Annotated in this window: 13 protein-coding genes; 7 read left to right on the forward strand and 6 right to left on the reverse strand. The window is 67.6% G+C overall.

Annotation, left to right across the window (positions count from 1 at the left end; translation table 11 throughout):
- Window positions 1-29 precede the first annotated feature (29 nt).
- The gene (locus EV147_RS15700; RefSeq protein WP_130392230.1) at window positions 30-1,352 is read left to right on the forward strand and encodes a sigma-54-dependent transcriptional regulator; all 1,323 of its coding nucleotides are present in this window, start codon (window positions 30-32) and stop codon (window positions 1,350-1,352) included.
- 58 nt (window positions 1,353-1,410) lie between these two features.
- On the opposite strand, the gene EV147_RS15705 is transcribed toward EV147_RS15700, so the two are convergent.
- The 3 genes from EV147_RS15705 to EV147_RS15715 all read right to left on the reverse strand — a co-directional run bounded on the left by EV147_RS15705 (window position 1,411) and on the right by EV147_RS15715 (window position 4,934).
- Window positions 1,411-3,507, reverse strand: coding sequence for an ATP-dependent helicase (locus EV147_RS15705; RefSeq protein ID WP_130392138.1), 2,097 nt, complete (start codon window positions 3,505-3,507; stop codon window positions 1,411-1,413).
- A gap of 315 nt (window positions 3,508-3,822) precedes the next feature.
- On the reverse strand, window positions 3,823-4,353 hold the full coding sequence (locus tag EV147_RS15710; RefSeq protein ID WP_130392139.1) for a TlpA disulfide reductase family protein: 531 nt from the start codon (window positions 4,351-4,353) through the stop codon (window positions 3,823-3,825).
- Between the two features lie 89 nt (window positions 4,354-4,442).
- Window positions 4,443-4,934 (reverse strand): thioredoxin domain-containing protein, encoded by a 492-nt coding sequence (locus EV147_RS15715; protein WP_235844762.1) that lies wholly within the window; start codon window positions 4,932-4,934, stop codon window positions 4,443-4,445.
- A gap of 100 nt (window positions 4,935-5,034) precedes the next feature.
- On the opposite strand from EV147_RS15715, the gene EV147_RS15720 reads away from it, so the two are divergent.
- A complete protein-coding gene (locus EV147_RS15720) occupies window positions 5,035-5,631 on the forward strand; it encodes a hypothetical protein (RefSeq protein ID WP_130392140.1) in 597 nt (198 codons plus the stop codon).
- Between the two features lie 31 nt (window positions 5,632-5,662).
- Window positions 5,663-6,304: a LysE family transporter gene (locus tag EV147_RS15725; protein WP_130392141.1), complete on the forward strand. Its 642-nt coding sequence runs from the start codon at window positions 5,663-5,665 to the stop codon at window positions 6,302-6,304.
- A gap of 306 nt (window positions 6,305-6,610) precedes the next feature.
- Here EV147_RS15725 and EV147_RS15730 read toward each other — a convergent pair whose 3' ends face one another.
- The 3 genes from EV147_RS15730 to EV147_RS15740 form a co-directional block, all read right to left on the reverse strand.
- Window positions 6,611-7,465, reverse strand: a complete 855-nt coding sequence (locus tag EV147_RS15730; RefSeq protein ID WP_130392142.1) for a tetratricopeptide repeat protein — start codon at window positions 7,463-7,465, stop codon at window positions 6,611-6,613.
- Between the two features lie 13 nt (window positions 7,466-7,478).
- On the reverse strand, window positions 7,479-9,017 hold the full coding sequence (locus EV147_RS15735) for a YifB family Mg chelatase-like AAA ATPase (RefSeq protein ID WP_130392143.1): 1,539 nt from the start codon (window positions 9,015-9,017) through the stop codon (window positions 7,479-7,481).
- A gap of 95 nt (window positions 9,018-9,112) precedes the next feature.
- Complete coding sequence (locus EV147_RS15740; protein WP_130392144.1) at window positions 9,113-9,376, reverse strand: accessory factor UbiK family protein; 264 nt, start codon at window positions 9,374-9,376, stop codon at window positions 9,113-9,115.
- A 484-nt stretch (window positions 9,377-9,860) separates the two neighbouring features.
- On the opposite strand from EV147_RS15740, the gene EV147_RS15745 reads away from it, so the two are divergent.
- The 4 genes from EV147_RS15745 to EV147_RS15760 all read left to right on the forward strand — a co-directional run bounded on the left by EV147_RS15745 (window position 9,861) and on the right by EV147_RS15760 (window position 14,688).
- A complete protein-coding gene (locus EV147_RS15745) occupies window positions 9,861-10,661 on the forward strand; it encodes a TorF family putative porin (RefSeq protein ID WP_130392145.1) in 801 nt (266 codons plus the stop codon).
- 56 nt (window positions 10,662-10,717) lie between these two features.
- On the forward strand, window positions 10,718-11,056 hold the full coding sequence (locus tag EV147_RS15750; RefSeq protein ID WP_130392146.1) for a P-II family nitrogen regulator: 339 nt from the start codon (window positions 10,718-10,720) through the stop codon (window positions 11,054-11,056).
- 32 nt (window positions 11,057-11,088) lie between these two features.
- Window positions 11,089-12,633 carry an ammonium transporter gene (locus EV147_RS15755; RefSeq protein WP_130392147.1) on the forward strand — a complete coding sequence of 515 codons (1,545 nt, stop codon included), beginning with the start codon at window positions 11,089-11,091 and terminating at the stop codon, window positions 12,631-12,633.
- A gap of 429 nt (window positions 12,634-13,062) precedes the next feature.
- Window positions 13,063-14,688, forward strand: a complete 1,626-nt coding sequence (locus EV147_RS15760) for a hypothetical protein (RefSeq protein ID WP_198680263.1) — start codon at window positions 13,063-13,065, stop codon at window positions 14,686-14,688.
- The last annotated feature ends 10 nt before the right edge of the window (window positions 14,689-14,698 follow it).

A 14,698-nucleotide genomic window follows, 5' to 3' on the forward strand; every position in this document is an offset into this window, starting at 1 on the left:
CAGGACCAAGGAACAAGGACATGATTGCGATGCAAGACGGACTGCGCGTGCTGTTTGTCGAGGACGAGCCGCTGGTGCGCCAGGCCACCGCCCAGAGCCTGGAGCTGGCCGGCTTCGCGGTGCTGGCACTGCCCTCGGCCGAGGCGGCGATGCCGCACCTCGACGCCGATTTCCCCGGCGTGCTCGTGACCGATGTGCGCCTCGGAGGGGCCTCGGGGCTGGACCTGCTGCAGCACTGCCGCAACGTGGCGCCCGGCGTGCCCGTGATCCTCGTCACCGGACATGGCGATATTACGATGGCGGTGCAGGCGATGCGCGAGGGCGCCTACGATTTCATCGAGAAGCCGTTCGGTGCGGACCGGCTGACCGAGACGGTACGCCGCGCGCTGGAGCGGCGCGCGCTCGAACTGGAGAACCTGGCGCTGCGCCGCGAGCTGGCGGGGCAGGCGGCGGGCACGCGCATCATCGGCCGCTCCCCGGCCATGGCACAGGTGCGCGACCTGATCGCCAACGTGGCGGCCACCGACGTGCCGGTGATGATCAACGGCGAGACCGGTACCGGCAAGGAACTGGCCGCGCGCAGCCTGCACGCATTGTCGACGCGGCGCGACGCCCCGTTCATTGCGCTGAACTGCGGCGCGGTGCCCGAGGCGATCTTCGAATCGGAAATGTTCGGCCACGAGGCGGGCGCGTTCACGGGCGCCGGCAAGCGCCGGGTTGGCAAGCTGGAACACGCCTCGGGCGGCACGCTGTTCCTCGACGAGATCGAGAGCATGCCGCTGGCGCTGCAGGTCAAGCTGCTGCGCGTGCTGCAGGAGGGCACGCTGGAACGGCTGGGCTCCAACACGTCCGTGCCGATCGACGTGCGCATCGTGGCCGCCGCCAAGGGCGACATGGAGGCGCTGGTGGCGCAGGGCGCGTTCCGGCAGGATTTGCTGTACCGGCTCAACGTGGTGACGATTCCGCTGCCGCCGCTACGCGAGCGCCGCGAAGACATCGTGCCGCTGTTCGAGCATTTCACGCTGGTGTCCGCCGTGCGCTACGCGCGGCCCGCCCCGATCCTCTCCGAGACGCAGCGCCAGCAGCTGATGCAGCGGCCCTGGCCCGGCAACGTGCGCGAACTCCGCAACGCCGCCGACCGCTTCGTGCTCGGCGTGCCCGAGGGTGGGGCGGCGGCAAAAGCGGAAGCCGCCGACGAAACCACGCCGCTGCGCGAACGCATGGAGCGCTACGAGCGCGCGGTCATCGCCGACACGCTGGCGCGCACCGGCGGCGCGGTGAGCCAGGCGGCGGACCTGCTGCATGTTGGCAAGGCGACGCTGTACGACAAGATCAAGCGGTACGGGCTTTGAGGTGTCTGCTCCCCTCTCGCGCAAGCGGGAGAGGGGAGAAAACCGGCAGGGAGCGAAACTACTTCCACATCCCCCGCATCCGTCCGGCCAGGTCCACCTGCGCCAGCGCGGGCCGGGCCGGCGCGTCGCCCGGCATTGGCGGCGGCGGCCAGGACCGGCTGTAGAAATTCGGCATCAGCCGGTTCGGCAGGAAGCGTGTGCGCGACGCGTACACGTGGCGGTCGCCGAAGCCCACCTGGTTGTGCACGTAGAAGCGCTGCGGGACGATCACGTCGAGGTGGTCGCGTGCGCGGGTCATCGCCACGTACAGCAGCCGGCGCTCCTCCTCGATCTCCTCGGTCGTGCCGGTGGCGAGGTCCGAAGGCAGGCAGCCGTCCACCGCGTTGAGCACATACACCGCCTTCCACTCCTGGCCCTTGGCCGAATGGATCGTCGACAGGATCAGGTAGTCTTCGTCGCGTGACGGCACGCCCGATTCGTCGCTCGACGCGCTCGGCGGGTCCAGCGTCAGCTCGGTCAGGAAGCGCTCGCGCGACCCATAGGTGGCGGCAATGCGTTCGATCTGCTGCAGGTCGGCCTGCCGCGCGGGCGCGTCGTCGTGCATCCGCTCCAGATGCGGCACGTACCACGCCACCACCTGCTCGAATTCCGACGGCCACGGCGAGGCGGGCGCCATCAGCGTGCGCGCCAGCGTCAGCAGGTCAGCCCAGGCCGGCGCGGCGGCCGGCGGCGGCTCGAAGGCTTCGAGCGCCACCAGCGGCTCGGTGGCCGCTTCCAGCCCTTCGAGCACGCGCGCAGCGGTCTTCGGCCCCACGCCGGGCAGCAGTTGCAGCGTGCGGAAGCCGGCCATGCGGTCGCGCGGATTCTCCAGCCAGCGCACCACGGCCATCACATCCTTGACGTGCGTGGATTCCAGAAACTTCAGTCCGCCGAACTTCACGAACGGGATGTTGCGCCGGGCCAGTTCGATCTCGACCTGGGCGCTGTGATCGGCCGCGCGGAACAGCACGGCCTGGTGCATCAGCGCCAGCCCCGATTCGCGCCGCGCCAGGACCTGCTCGACCACGAAGCGCGCCTGGTCGGCCTCGTCATTGACCACCACCACGCCGGGCTTCTCCGCCGATTCGCGCACCGACCACAGGTCCTTGGTGAACCGCTCGGCGGCCAGCCCGATCACCGCATTGGCCGCCTGCAGGATCGGCTGCGTCGAGCGGTAGTTCTGCGACAGCGTGACCTGCTCGGCCGCCGGCGCGAACTGCGTCGGGAAGTCCAGGATGTTGCGCACCGTGGCGCCCCGGAACGCGTAGATCGACTGGGCATCGTCGCCCACCACGGTCAGCCCGCGCCCGTGCGGTTTGAGCGCCAGCAGCACCGACGCCTGCAGCGCGTTGGTGTCCTGGTATTCGTCCACCAGCACGTGGTCGAAGCGCGCCCCCATGTCCTGCGCGATGCTCGGCTCGGTCAGCGCCTGCGCCCAGTAGAGCAGCAGGTCGTCGTAGTCGAGCACCTGCTGCTTCTGCTTGGCCTCGACATAGCCGGCGAACAGCGTCCGGAGCGCGTCGGCCCACATCGCATAGCGCGGAAATTGTGTTTTCAACACCACTTCCAGCGGCAACTGGGTGTTCACCACGCGCGAGTAGATCGCCAGGCAGGTTTCCTTGCGCGGAAAGCGCGAGGTCTGCTCGGACATGCCGAGATCGTGCCGGACCACGTGCATCAGGTCGGCCGAGTCGCCCCGGTCGCTGATCGTGAAGGTGGGCGCCAGCCCCAGAGTCTCGGCATATTCGCGCAGCAGCCGCGCCCCGATGGCGTGGAACGTGCCCGACCATTGCAGCGCCGCCCGCCCGGCGCCTGACTGGATGCCCAGCGCCTGATCGACGATCCGCTCGACACGCCGCCCCATCTCGGCAGCCGCGCGGCGCGAGAACGTCAGCAGCAGGATGCGGCGCGGATCGGCCCCAGCCACCACCAGGTGCGCCACCCGATGCGCCAGCGTATTGGTCTTGCCCGACCCCGCCCCGGCAATGATCAGCAACGGCGCATCGCCCGCGTATTCCACGGCGGCACGCTGCTCGGGATTCAGGCGGGCAAGATAGGCAGGGCCATCCGCTGCCGGATCGGCAACGTCGGCATCGGGGGCAAGATCCGGCAACACGGCGGCGAGGGAGAAATTAGGAAAAATCTGGCGCTCACTGTATATCCATACAGCTTGGGATGGCAAGGCGATTGAAGGCGGAGCCTGCCACGTGTGGCTACAAGGTGGCTTTTGGGTCGCTGACGGTGGACGTTTCGGCGACGCTTCTTGCAGCCGTCGCCCAACGCCTGATGCGAGCCCGCAACCGGCCCCGGGCGGCGATGTCGATCGGCATGTCATCCACGCGTGCCAGGGCTTGGTCCGCATCGACGAATCCATGCCGCAGCAAGGCCACGTTGAAGATGCCCGTTTTATCCACTCAACTGCAGCGCGGTATCACGCTGCCCCCAACGCCCCATCCAGCAGTTTGTGCAGCGCATCCCACTCGGGTTCGCCCACGTAGCGCTTGAGGATCTTGCCGTTCTTGTCGACCACGAACGTGGTGGGCGTCAGTTGGACGTCGCCGAAGGCCTTGGCGGCGGAGCCGTCGGAGTCCATGGCGACCTTGAAGGGCAGTTCGCGGGTCTTGGCGTAGTTGGCGACGTACATCGGCGGGTCGTAGTTCATCGCAACTGCAACAAAATCGAGACCTTTGTCCTTGAATTGCTTGTAGGTGTCGATCATCTGCGGCATTTCCTTGACGCAGGTGACGCAACTGGTCGCCCAGAAATTGACCAGGTAGACCTTGCCCTTGAGGTCGCCGGTGGTGACTTTCTGACCGGACAGCAGCGTGAACGTGGCGTCGGGGACGGAACTGGCCGGGGTCAGGGCGCGGTAGCCGAAGAATCCGAGCAGCGCGACGATGACGACGGCAACGGCCAGGGGCCAGCGTTTGCGCGGGGAAGTGGCGGGTGTCGTGGTGGACATGGGTACGGCCTTGGTAAGTGGGGACGGCTGCGGACAGCGGCCATTCTACCGCCGCGCGCCGATGGAGGTGTCCGGCAGGCCGGCGCCGCCTAGCGGGCCGCCGAGCGGCCTGCCATCCGGGCGCGCGCCTCGTCGAGCGCCTGTTCCAGATACGCTCCGTAGAAATCGGCCTGCATGCCACGCAGCGGGCCGGTCAGGTTGCGGCCCTGCCGGTCGAGAAACAGGACGGTCGGCGCCAGCGTGATGCCGCGTGCCTGCGCCCACTGCTTGCCCGTGGTCATCGTGCCGTCCGCGTCGCGGATCGGCGACTCGGCGGTCATGTCGATTTCGCGTGCGGTGATTTCGCCGGCGGCCAGTTGGGGGCCGAGGTAGTTGCGGCGCACGGCCTCGCAGTAGGTGCAGCCGGGCAGGGTCACCAGCACCACCAGCGGCTCGCCATGCCGTGCCGCGGCGGCGGTCTGCGCGGGGATGTCGGTCACGGGCGGCAGGTGCGCCGCCGCCGAGGCCACGCCGATGCCGCCAGCCAGCAGCCCGGCGCAGAACAGCGATCGGAAGGTGCGAAACAGGGGGCGAACTGGCATGTCTGGCCTCACGAAATGCGATGCCGGCGGCGGTTGGGGGTGCGTGGCCGCGCGGCTTCCCCGATAATAGCGGCTTGCGCCCGAATGCGCCGCTCCCCATATGCCCGCCCCCGCCCCCCTCCGCCCTGGCAAGTCCGCCCTGCTGTTGTCCGCCGTGCTCTGGCTCGCGCTGGCGCTATCGGGTTGTTCGCCGCGCTACGACTGGCGCACGATCGTGTCGAGTGACGGCAAGTACGCTGCGCTGTATCCGGCCAAGCCGACCAACGCCGCCCGCGAGGTGTCGATTGCCGGCCGCAAGCTGCCAATGACGATGGAAGCCGCCAATATCGACGGGACGCTGTTCGCGGTGGGCGTGGTGACCCTGCCGGGCGACGATCCGGCGCTGCGGCGCGATGCGCTGGCCTCGATGCAGGCCGGCCTCGTGGCGAATCTCGGCGCCCATCCCGACACCCCGGCCCAGGCGCGGCCCGTGACGGTGATGTCCGCCACCCAGCCGCCGGTGCCGCTGGACGGCGTGGAGGTGTCGGTGGCAGGCGTCTCGCCGCAAGACAAGTCGCCGCGCCGGCTCACCGCCCGGCTGGTGGCGTCGGGCGTGCATGTCTACCAGGCAGTCGTGCTCGAAGCCGGCGACGCTGCCCGCGACACGCGTCAGGCCGAGCAGGTCGAGCAGTTCCTCACGGGGTTCCACCCGTTCTGAATTCCGTTCCTTCTATATCAGGGAGAGTTGTATGCGTTGGGAAGTCTGGTTGGCCTATTTCGCGGCGTGCTGGGTCATCGCCGTGTCGCCGGGTTCGGGCGCCGTGCTGTCGATGAGCCACGGGCTGTCGTACGGCCTGCGCAAGACCTCGACGACGATCCTTGGCCTGCAGACCGGGCTCGTCATCATCCTGCTGATTGCCGGCGGCGGGCTCGGCGCGCTGCTGCTGGCGTCCGAGGAGGCGTTCATGGTGGTCAAGACCATTGGCGCCCTGTACCTGATCTACCTCGGGGTGCAACAGTGGCGGGCCCGGGTGGAGACCGATGCCGATGCAGCGCCCGGCGCCGCGCGCGTGGCCGTGATGAGCCCCCGGCGCCGCTTCGTCACGGGGCTGCTGACCAACGTGACCAATCCCAAGGGCATCATTTTCATGGTGGCAGTGCTGCCGCAGTTCATCGACCCCGCCCACGCGCTCGGGCCCCAACTGGCGATCCTGGCCGCCACGATGGTCTTTGTCGACCTGATCGTGATGCACGGCTACGCGCTGCTGGCCTCGCGCATGCAGGGCCTGTTCCGCAATGCCCGTGCGGTGCGCTGGCAGAACCGCTTCTTCGGCAGCGTGCTGATGGCCGTGGGCGCGGCGCTGTTCTTCGTGCGCCGGCACCACGCCTGAAGGGGTAGGGCAGCCCCCCGGCTGGCACAGTCCGCCCGGGTTTGCTTCAATAAGGGGTGACCGGCCATCCTGGAGACCCCCGATGCCCCTTGCCACCCTCCTGACCGCAGCGGTACCCATCTGGCGCGCCCACCGCGAGCCCGCCCCCGGCGAACCGCCGCCGCCGGGCTTCCCACCCGATCAGGACCCGATCGAGGAACCACCGCCGCCCCCGCTGGAACCGCCCGTTTGAAACAGGAAGGCCCCGCCAGATTCTGGCGGGGCCTTTTTCGTTGAGTGGTGTCGGAGCGAGTGTCCGGCCGAGGTTCAGTGGATAGGGCGTACGTCTCTCATGCGCGACTCCTTCTTAAGCATGGAAATAAAGGCTTGATATTCCTGGCAGTTCCGAACGGCGGCCAGATCTACCTCGTTCTGCATTACCGAGTGCAGCCAGGTTTGCTGGCTTGGAGAGGCAGCGTGCCATGCCCGCAGCAGAAAAGGTTTGATCTCGGTAAAGGAGGCGCCATCCAAAACGCGGTAGCAAGCCGCATTGAACAGCCAATTGCAGATGTCTCTACGCTCGATCCGCAGAGCCTGGTCAATGGCCGTGACGGCGGCCTGAGGATCGCCCAGGCGCTTGTGGCAGTAGGCCTTCCAGGCCCAGCACTCAGCGTTGGCAGGGTCGATGCTGATGACGAATTCGGCTTCGTCCAGTGCGGCCGCGTAGGCCTCGTCGTCGATCAACTGGATGACCTTCCACATGGCGATGGCCCGGTTGTCGGCCGCCCGGGCGTGTTCGCGCGCGGACTGGGCCGTCGCTTCCGCGGCCTGTGCGGCAGCCTTGGCTTCCTCCGACATGCGCAGTGCCCGCCGGCCCACGGAATCGAGGAACTGCTGCGCGAAAAAGCCGGCAGCGATGCAGAAGCCGATCAATACGAACAATTTCTCCGGCATTTCGCGGGATTCCGCGATCAGGGAGCTGGAGATCGTGTTCAGGAACAGCGGCACGAGGAAAGCCGATGCGACGCCCATGATCGTGGAGGCAAGCCAGTCGCCCCGGCGGGTGGCCTGCGGGCGCATCTGGACAAATCGGACAACGCCGCCCGCCATGCCTGAAAGGAAGATCGTGAGAAATACGGTCCACCACCAGGGGTCTGAGAAAACGGCTTGCATTGGATTCATGTTCTGTCCTCCCTCACCCCGTCCTCAACACCCGCCGATACTGGATCGCCTCTGCCACGTGCTTCGCGCTCAGGACTTCCGCGCCGTCGAGGTCGGCGATGGTGCGGGCTACCTTCAGCACGCGGAAGTAGGCGCGGGCGGACCAGCCGAGTTTCTCCATGGCGCCGCGCAGCAGGGTCTGGGCGGCGGGGTCGAGCGGGCAGTGCGTGTCGATGGCGCGCCCGGACAGGTCGCTGTTGGGCATGCCCTGCCGGGCCAGTTGGCGATCGCGGGCGGCCACGGTGCGCTCGCGTACGGTCTCGCTGGGCTCGCCGGGCGGGCCGTCGAGCATGTCGCGCTGGTTCTGGGCGGGCACTTCGATCTGCAGGTCCATGCGGTCGAGCAGCGGGCCCGAGATGCGCGATTGGTAGCGCTGGATCTGGTCCGGCGTGCAGCGGCACATGCGCGTGGGATGGCCCAGGTAGCCGCACGGGCACGGGTTCATCGCCGCCACGAACTGGAAGCGCGCCGGGAAATCGGTCTGGGCGGCGGCGCGCGAGATCGTGATATGGCCCGTCTCCAGCGGCTCGCGCAAGACTTCGAGCACGCGGCGCTCGAATTCGGGCAACTCGTCGAGGAACAGCACGCCCAGGTGAGCCAGCGAGATTTCTCCGGGGCGCGGATTGCCGCCGCCGCCCACCATGGCCGGCCCGCTGGCCGTGTGGTGCGGACTGCGGAACGGGCGCCGGCCCCAGAGCGAGGGCTGGAAGCCCCCCGGCGTCAGGCTCAGCACGGTGGCGGCTTCAAGCGCCTCGGCCTCGGTCATCGGCGGCAGCAGGCCCGGAAAGCGCTGCGCCAGCATGGACTTGCCCGTGCCCGGCGGGCCCACGAGCAGCACCGAATGCTGGCCGGCCGCCGCGACCTCCATGGCGCGCCGGGCCTGCAACTGGCCGCGCACGTCGCGCATGTCCGGCGTCGCGGCGAGCGCCGGGCCGCGTTCTGGCGGCCGGGCACGCGGCAGCCGGCATTCGGGCAGCAGGCCGACATGGTGGCAGATCTCGCGCAGCGTGCGGCCGGCATGGACCGCGAGGTCGGCCACCAGCGCCGCTTCGGCGCCGTTCTCCAGCGCCACGATGAAAGCGCGCGGTGGCAGGTTGGCAGCGGCGCGGGCGCGGTTGTCGCGCGCCAATCCCATTGCCATGGCCAGCGCGCCCCGCACCGGCCGCAGGTCGCCGGCCAGCGACAGCTCCCCGGCAAACTCGAAGCGTTCCAGCGTCTCCGGCGGCAACTGCCCGCTGGCAGCCAGGATGCCGAGCGCGATCGCCAGGTCGAAGCGGCCGGACTCCTTGGGCAGATCGGCCGGTGCCAGGTTGACCGTGATGCGGCGATTCGGGAATTCGAAGTCGCTGTTGAGCAGGGCGGCGCGCACGCGCTCGCGGCTCTCGCGGACTTCGGTATCGGCCAGGCCGACGATGTTGAACGCCGGCAGGCCGTTCGCCAGATGGATCTCGACGGAGACGGGCGGCGCTTCGATGCCGGTCAGCGCGCGGCTGCGCAGGACTGCGAGGCTCATACCGGGACCAATTCCCTTTCGGAAGTGTTAACGAAAAAGGCCACCGGGTAACGGTGGCCTTTCTGGCTGGGAGAAATGCGGGCGAGCGCCTGGGCTCATATTCCCGGCGTGGGCGGCGTACCGGCGCCGCCGCGGGCTTCGAGCGCCGCGACGCGCGCCTCCAGCTCCTCCAGCCGGGCGCGGGTACGCGCCAGCACCTGCGACTGCACGTCGAATTCCTCGCGCGTGACCAGATCCAGGCGTGCAAAGCCCTGGGTCATCATGCTGCGGACGTTTTTCTCGATGTCCTTGGCCGGCGAGTTGCGCAGCGCTTCGCTGACCTTGTTCTGCAGGTCGTTGAACAGATCGGTCGGTTTCATGGTGAGGCTCCTTTGTGTGAACCGATTCGGATAGGGGCTGGCGCCGATGGCGCATGCGCCATGCGTGCACCGCATTGGGGCGCGAAACCCACGTCTCGCACCCGTCCGACTGGCGTTGCGGTGCACCGCCTTGGGGCGCCCGCACCCTCCGCGAACCGTGCGGGACGGTGCCGCTTCCAGACGCCAAGCGCGCAGCACTTGACCCCTCATGACGCGGATTATGGCGCGTCGGCGCCCGCCATGAAAGCTCCGGCAAGGCCCGCACACATCTTTTAACGAAATCGTGGCGGACGACCAGCGGCGCATCCCCGTAAAAAAGTGAATTATAAGGCGCTGCACGCCGAGGCTCCGCGCGCTGTCTCCGGCTGGCACGGCAGTTGCAGTATCGGAGTCCAGGAGCGTCACCCAAAGAGCAGAGCAAAAAGCCAAAGCAGCATCCCTCAAAACGAGCCACCAGAAGATTTCAGGAAAAGGAGAGAACCCGATGAAGACGTCGAGCCTTGCAGCCAGCGCCGCTGCGGTACTGTTCAGCCTGGCAGCTCCGGTTGCATTCGCGCAAACTGCCCCGGACGCCGCCGCGCCGGCCGCCGCAGCCGCCGAGCCGGCATCGCCCCACACGTTTACGGCCAACGTGTCGCTGGTGTCTGACTACCGCTATCGCGGCATCAGCCAGACCAACCTGCGCCCGGCCATCCAGGGCGGGTTCGACTACGCGCACGAGAGCGGCTTCTACCTCGGCAACTGGAATTCGAGCATCAGCTGGCTCGAGGACTCGGACGGCTCGGTGTCCGCGCCGGTCGAAATGGACTTCTACGGCGGCTTCAAGAACACGTTCAAGGTCTCCGAACTCGAATTCAGCTATGACCTGGGCGTGCTGCAGTACTTCTATCCGGGCGGCTACACCACCACGCGCCCGTACACCACCGAACTCTACGCCGGCATCGGCTACGGCCCGGTCTTCCTGAAGTACTCGCACTCGGTGACCAACCTGTTCGGCATCCCGGACAGCAAGAACAGCTACTACGTCGACCTGACCGCCAACGTGCCCCTGAACTTCTGGGACCTGACGTTCAACGCCCATGTGGGCTACCAGCGCGTGGACGGCAACAGCGATGCCTCGTACACCGACTGGAAGGTGGGCCTGACCAAGGATCTGGGCAAGGGCTTCTCGCTGGCCGTGGCGTACGTGGATACGAATGCGAAGGAATCGTTCTACACGAGCGCCAACCGTGGCCGCTATCTCGGCAAGGCGGCGGCCTGGGCATCGATCACCAAGACTTTCTAATCACCACCCCTGAGGCATGGCGGCCCGCCTGACGGGCTGCCCCCGAGGAGAAACCGATGAAACTCATCATTGCAGTCATCAAGCCGTTCAAGCTCGACGAGGTGCGCGAGGCGCTCTCCGACGTGGGCGTGTCCGGCATCACCGTGACCGAAGTCAAGGGCTTCGGCCGCCAGAAAGGCCACACCGAGCTGTATCGCGGTGCCGAGTACATCGTCGACTTCCTGCCCAAGGTGAAGATCGAGGTGGCCGTGCCAGACGAGGTGGTGGAGCGTGCCATCGAGGCCGTGGAGAAGGCCGCCCGCACCGGCAAGATCGGCGACGGCAAGATCTTCATCGCGCCGATCGAACAGGTCATCCGCATCCGGACCGGCGAGACCGGCAGCGACGCGCTGTGACACCAGAGAGACAAGAGACAGAGGCAACGCAAATGAAAACCTGGTTCAAGAGATTCCTGACGGCCGGCGCGATGACGCTGGCGCTCGGCACGGCCGGCCTGGGCCTGTCCGCCCAAGCGGTGGCACAGGACAAGCCCGCCGCCGAAGCCTCGGCACCCGCCGCTGCGGCTGCCGCTGCTGCCCCGGCAGCCGCCGCAGCAGCGCCGGCCGCTCCCGCCGCAGCGGCTCCGGCGGCCGAGGCCGCACCGGCCGCGGCACCCGCCCCGGTCCCCAACAAGGGCGACACCGCCTGGCTGCTGGTGGCCACGGCGTTCGTGATCCTGATGACGCTGCCGGGCCTGGCACTGTTCTACGGCGGCCTGGTCCGCTCCAAGAACATGCTGTCGGTGCTGATGCAGTGCCTGGTGATCTTCTCGGTCGTGGCGATCCTGTGGGCCATCTACGGCTACAGCTTCGCGTTCACCGAGGGCAACGCGTTCTTCGGCGGCACCGACCGGCTGTTCATGAAGGGCCTGACGCCCGATGCGGTGGCGGCCACCTTCAGCAAGGGCGTGGTCATCCCGGAACTGGTCTTCTTCGCGTTCCAGTGCGCGTTTGCCTGCATCACCTGCGGCCTGATCATCGGCGCCTTCGCCGAGCGCGCCAAGTTCTCGGCCGTGCTCGTGTTCGTGGTGCTGTGGTTCACGTTCGCGTACATCCCGATGGCCCACATGGTCTGGTTCTGGCCGGGTCCGGATGCCTACACCGACGCCGCTGCCGCTGCTGCCGCCACCGCCAAGTCCGGCTGGCTGTTCCAGAAGGGCGCGCTCGACTACGCCGGCGGTACCGTGGTGCACATCAACGCCGCCGTGGCGGGCCTGGTGGGCGCGTTCATGTTCGGCAAGCGCATCGGCTTCGGCCGCGAGGCGATTCGTCCGCACAGCCTGACCTTCACGATGGTGGGTGCCTCGCTGCTGTGGTTCGGCTGGTTCGGCTTCAACGCCGGCTCGGGCCTGGAAGCCAACGGCGGCGCCGCGCTGGCCTTCGTCAACACGCTGCTGGCCACCTGCGCCGCGGTGCTGTCGTGGACCTTCGGCGAGTGGATCGGCAAGGGCAAACCGTCGATGCTGGGCGGCGCCTCGGGTGCGGTGGCTGGCCTGGTGGCGATCACCCCGGCAGCCGGATTCGTCGGCCCGATGGGCTCGATCGTGATGGGCCTGGTGGCTGGCCTGCTGTGCCTGTGGGGCGTGAGCGGCCTGAAGCGCATGCTGGGTGTGGATGACTCGCTGGACGTGTTTGGCGTGCACGGCGTGGGCGGCATCGTCGGCGCGCTGCTGACCGGCGTGTTCGCGGCCCCGAGCCTGGGCGGCGTGGGCATCTACGACTACGTGGCCAACAAGGTCTCGGACGACTACTCGATCGCCGGCCAGCTGTGGATCCAGTTCGAAGGCGTGCTGACCACCGTGGTGTGGTCGGGCGTGGTCGCGCTGGTGGTCTTCAAGCTGGTGGACATGCTGATTGGCCTGCGCGTGCCGGAAGAGGAAGAGCGCGAAGGCCTGGACATCACCTCGCACGGCGAAACCGCCTACGAAGGCTGATGCCCGACGACAGGGTTGTGCTGGAGAGCTGATTGGGAATCTTCTCTCAGGAGTTTGACCCCGGCCTTGCGCCGGGGTTTTTTTATTGTTTTCGCGGAATCGTTACAGGTCTGGGTTTGTTGCCATTTTCCCGGAACGGTCTCCCGCCGATTGTCGGGACGCGATCCGCAGCTTTTGATTTCGGGCAGCGCGGCGCCGCGCGACCCTCCCTAATATCTCCGGATTGGTTGCTTGATGCCGGCGCGGACACCGCGTGGTCCGCAACGCGCGGCAACAGAAACGTGCAATCGAGATGCGACCGCCGTTTCGCCATTTCCGCACTAGATTCTGGAAGGTGCCCTGTCCGGGCAACCGGTCCGCCATGGACTTCCGCCGCGACCAACGACGTCTTTTCCGGATTCACAATTCTGATGTGGAAGGAGTGTCATCGTGAGCCAGACTTCCTCGGGAACGCAGCCGCTTGCCACGGGCATGCATCCGCGCCTATGGGTGGCGGGGGACCTCAACGCCTTCTTCGGCCTGTTCACCAATGTCCTGCTGAACGTGCTGGTCCTGTCCGGGCTGGCGCTGTACGTGGTGCAGATGCCGGACGATACCGTCTACGGCCGCATCCTTCCGGCGCTGGGCATCGCGTTGCCGCTCGGCAACCTGTTCTACGCCTGGCTGGCTTGGCAACTGGCCAGGAAGGAGGGGCGCGACACCGTTACCGCCATGCCCTACGGCCCGAGCGTACCCCACATGTTCATCGTGGTCTTCGTGGTCATGCTGCCGGCCTACCTGACCACGAAGGACCCCATCGTCGCCTGGAAACTCGGGCTGGTGTGGGCGCTGATCGTCGGCATCATCGTGCTGCTCGGCGCCTTCGTGGGCCCCACCATCCGCAAGTACACGCCGCGCGCGGCCATGCTGGGTACGCTGGCCGGCATCTCGATCGCGTTCATCTCGATGCGGCCGGCCTACCAGATGTTCGACGGGGCCTGGATCGGGCTGGTCTGCTTCATGATCATCCTGCTGTCGTGGGTCGGCAACGTGCGGCTGCCGTTCGGCGTGCCCGGCGGGCTGGCCGTGGTGCTGGTGGGGTCGGGCATGGCGTGGACCGCCACCGCGCTCGGCTGGAGCGACATGATGCAGCCGAGCGCCGTGGGCGAAGCCATCACGCATTTCTCGCTGCACCTGCCGGTGGTGGGGGGTGACGTGCTCTCGATCCCGTTCGAGCAGATCTGGCCGCTTCTGGTCACGGCGATCCCGCTGGGCATCTACAACTTCACCGAGGGCATCAACAACGTCGAGTCGGCCAGCGCCGGCGGCGACAACTACAACCTGCGCGCGATCCTGATGGCGGACGGGCTTGGCGCCATTGTCGGGGCCTTCCTGGGCTCGCCGTTCCCGCCGGCAGTCTATATCGGCCACCCGGGCTGGAAAGCGATGGGCGGGCGCATCGGCTACTCGCTGGCCACGGGCGTGGGCGTTGGCCTGATCTGCTTCCTTGGCCTCACGGCGCTGCTGCTGTCGCTGATCCCGCTGGTGTCGATCGTGCCGATCCTGCTGTTCATCGGCCTCGTGATCGGCGCGCAGGCGTTCCAGGCATCGCCGAAACGCCACGCCCCAGCCATCGTGCTGGCGCTCGTGCCGAACATCGCCGAGTGGGCCCGGACGCAGGTTGACGGCGCGCTGGGCGCCAGCGGCGTCAATATCGCGGCGATTCCGGACCCCGTGCTGGGCGGCATGGCCAATGCCGGGGTGCTCTATCACGGCATGGAGCTGACCGGCGGCGGCGCGGTGCTGGCGGGCCTGATGCTTGGCGCCATCGCGGTGTTCGTGATCGACCGCCGTTTCAACTGGGCGGCGGTCTACGCCGGCGCCGCGACGCTTCTTTCCTTCTTCGGCTTCATCCATGGCTCGCACCTGGCGGTCAATGCCTCGCCGGGCGTGTCGTTCGGCTACGGCATGGCCACGCTGATCTTCGTCTGGCTGGCATGGCAACAGCGGCGAAACGGCGAGGGCATCAGCTGGGCGCCATCCCATGACGAGGAAGACGATTCCCCTCACGCTTGAACAGGAGCAG

Source organism: Cupriavidus agavae, assembly GCF_004217045.1.
Lineage (GTDB): Bacteria > Pseudomonadota > Gammaproteobacteria > Burkholderiales > Burkholderiaceae > Cupriavidus > Cupriavidus agavae.

Excerpts from the sequence above, each read along its gene's own strand:
- EV147_RS15700 (WP_130392230.1), top strand. The coding sequence starts at position 30 with ATGCAAGACGGACTGCGCGTGCTGTTTGTCGAGGACGAGCCGCTGGTG.
- EV147_RS15710 (WP_130392139.1), bottom strand. The coding sequence starts at position 4,353 with ATGTCCACCACGACACCCGCCACTTCCCCGCGCAAACGCTGGCCCCTG.
- EV147_RS15715 (WP_235844762.1), bottom strand. The coding sequence starts at position 4,934 with ATGCCAGTTCGCCCCCTGTTTCGCACCTTCCGATCGCTGTTCTGCGCC.
- EV147_RS15720 (WP_130392140.1), top strand. The coding sequence starts at position 5,035 with ATGCCCGCCCCCGCCCCCCTCCGCCCTGGCAAGTCCGCCCTGCTGTTG.
- EV147_RS15725 (WP_130392141.1), top strand. The coding sequence starts at position 5,663 with ATGCGTTGGGAAGTCTGGTTGGCCTATTTCGCGGCGTGCTGGGTCATC.
- EV147_RS15730 (WP_130392142.1), bottom strand. The coding sequence starts at position 7,465 with ATGAATCCAATGCAAGCCGTTTTCTCAGACCCCTGGTGGTGGACCGTA.
- EV147_RS15735 (WP_130392143.1), bottom strand. The coding sequence starts at position 9,017 with ATGAGCCTCGCAGTCCTGCGCAGCCGCGCGCTGACCGGCATCGAAGCG.
- EV147_RS15740 (WP_130392144.1), bottom strand. The coding sequence starts at position 9,376 with ATGAAACCGACCGATCTGTTCAACGACCTGCAGAACAAGGTCAGCGAA.
- EV147_RS15745 (WP_130392145.1), top strand. The coding sequence starts at position 9,861 with ATGAAGACGTCGAGCCTTGCAGCCAGCGCCGCTGCGGTACTGTTCAGC.
- EV147_RS15750 (WP_130392146.1), top strand. The coding sequence starts at position 10,718 with ATGAAACTCATCATTGCAGTCATCAAGCCGTTCAAGCTCGACGAGGTG.
- EV147_RS15755 (WP_130392147.1), top strand. The coding sequence starts at position 11,089 with ATGAAAACCTGGTTCAAGAGATTCCTGACGGCCGGCGCGATGACGCTG.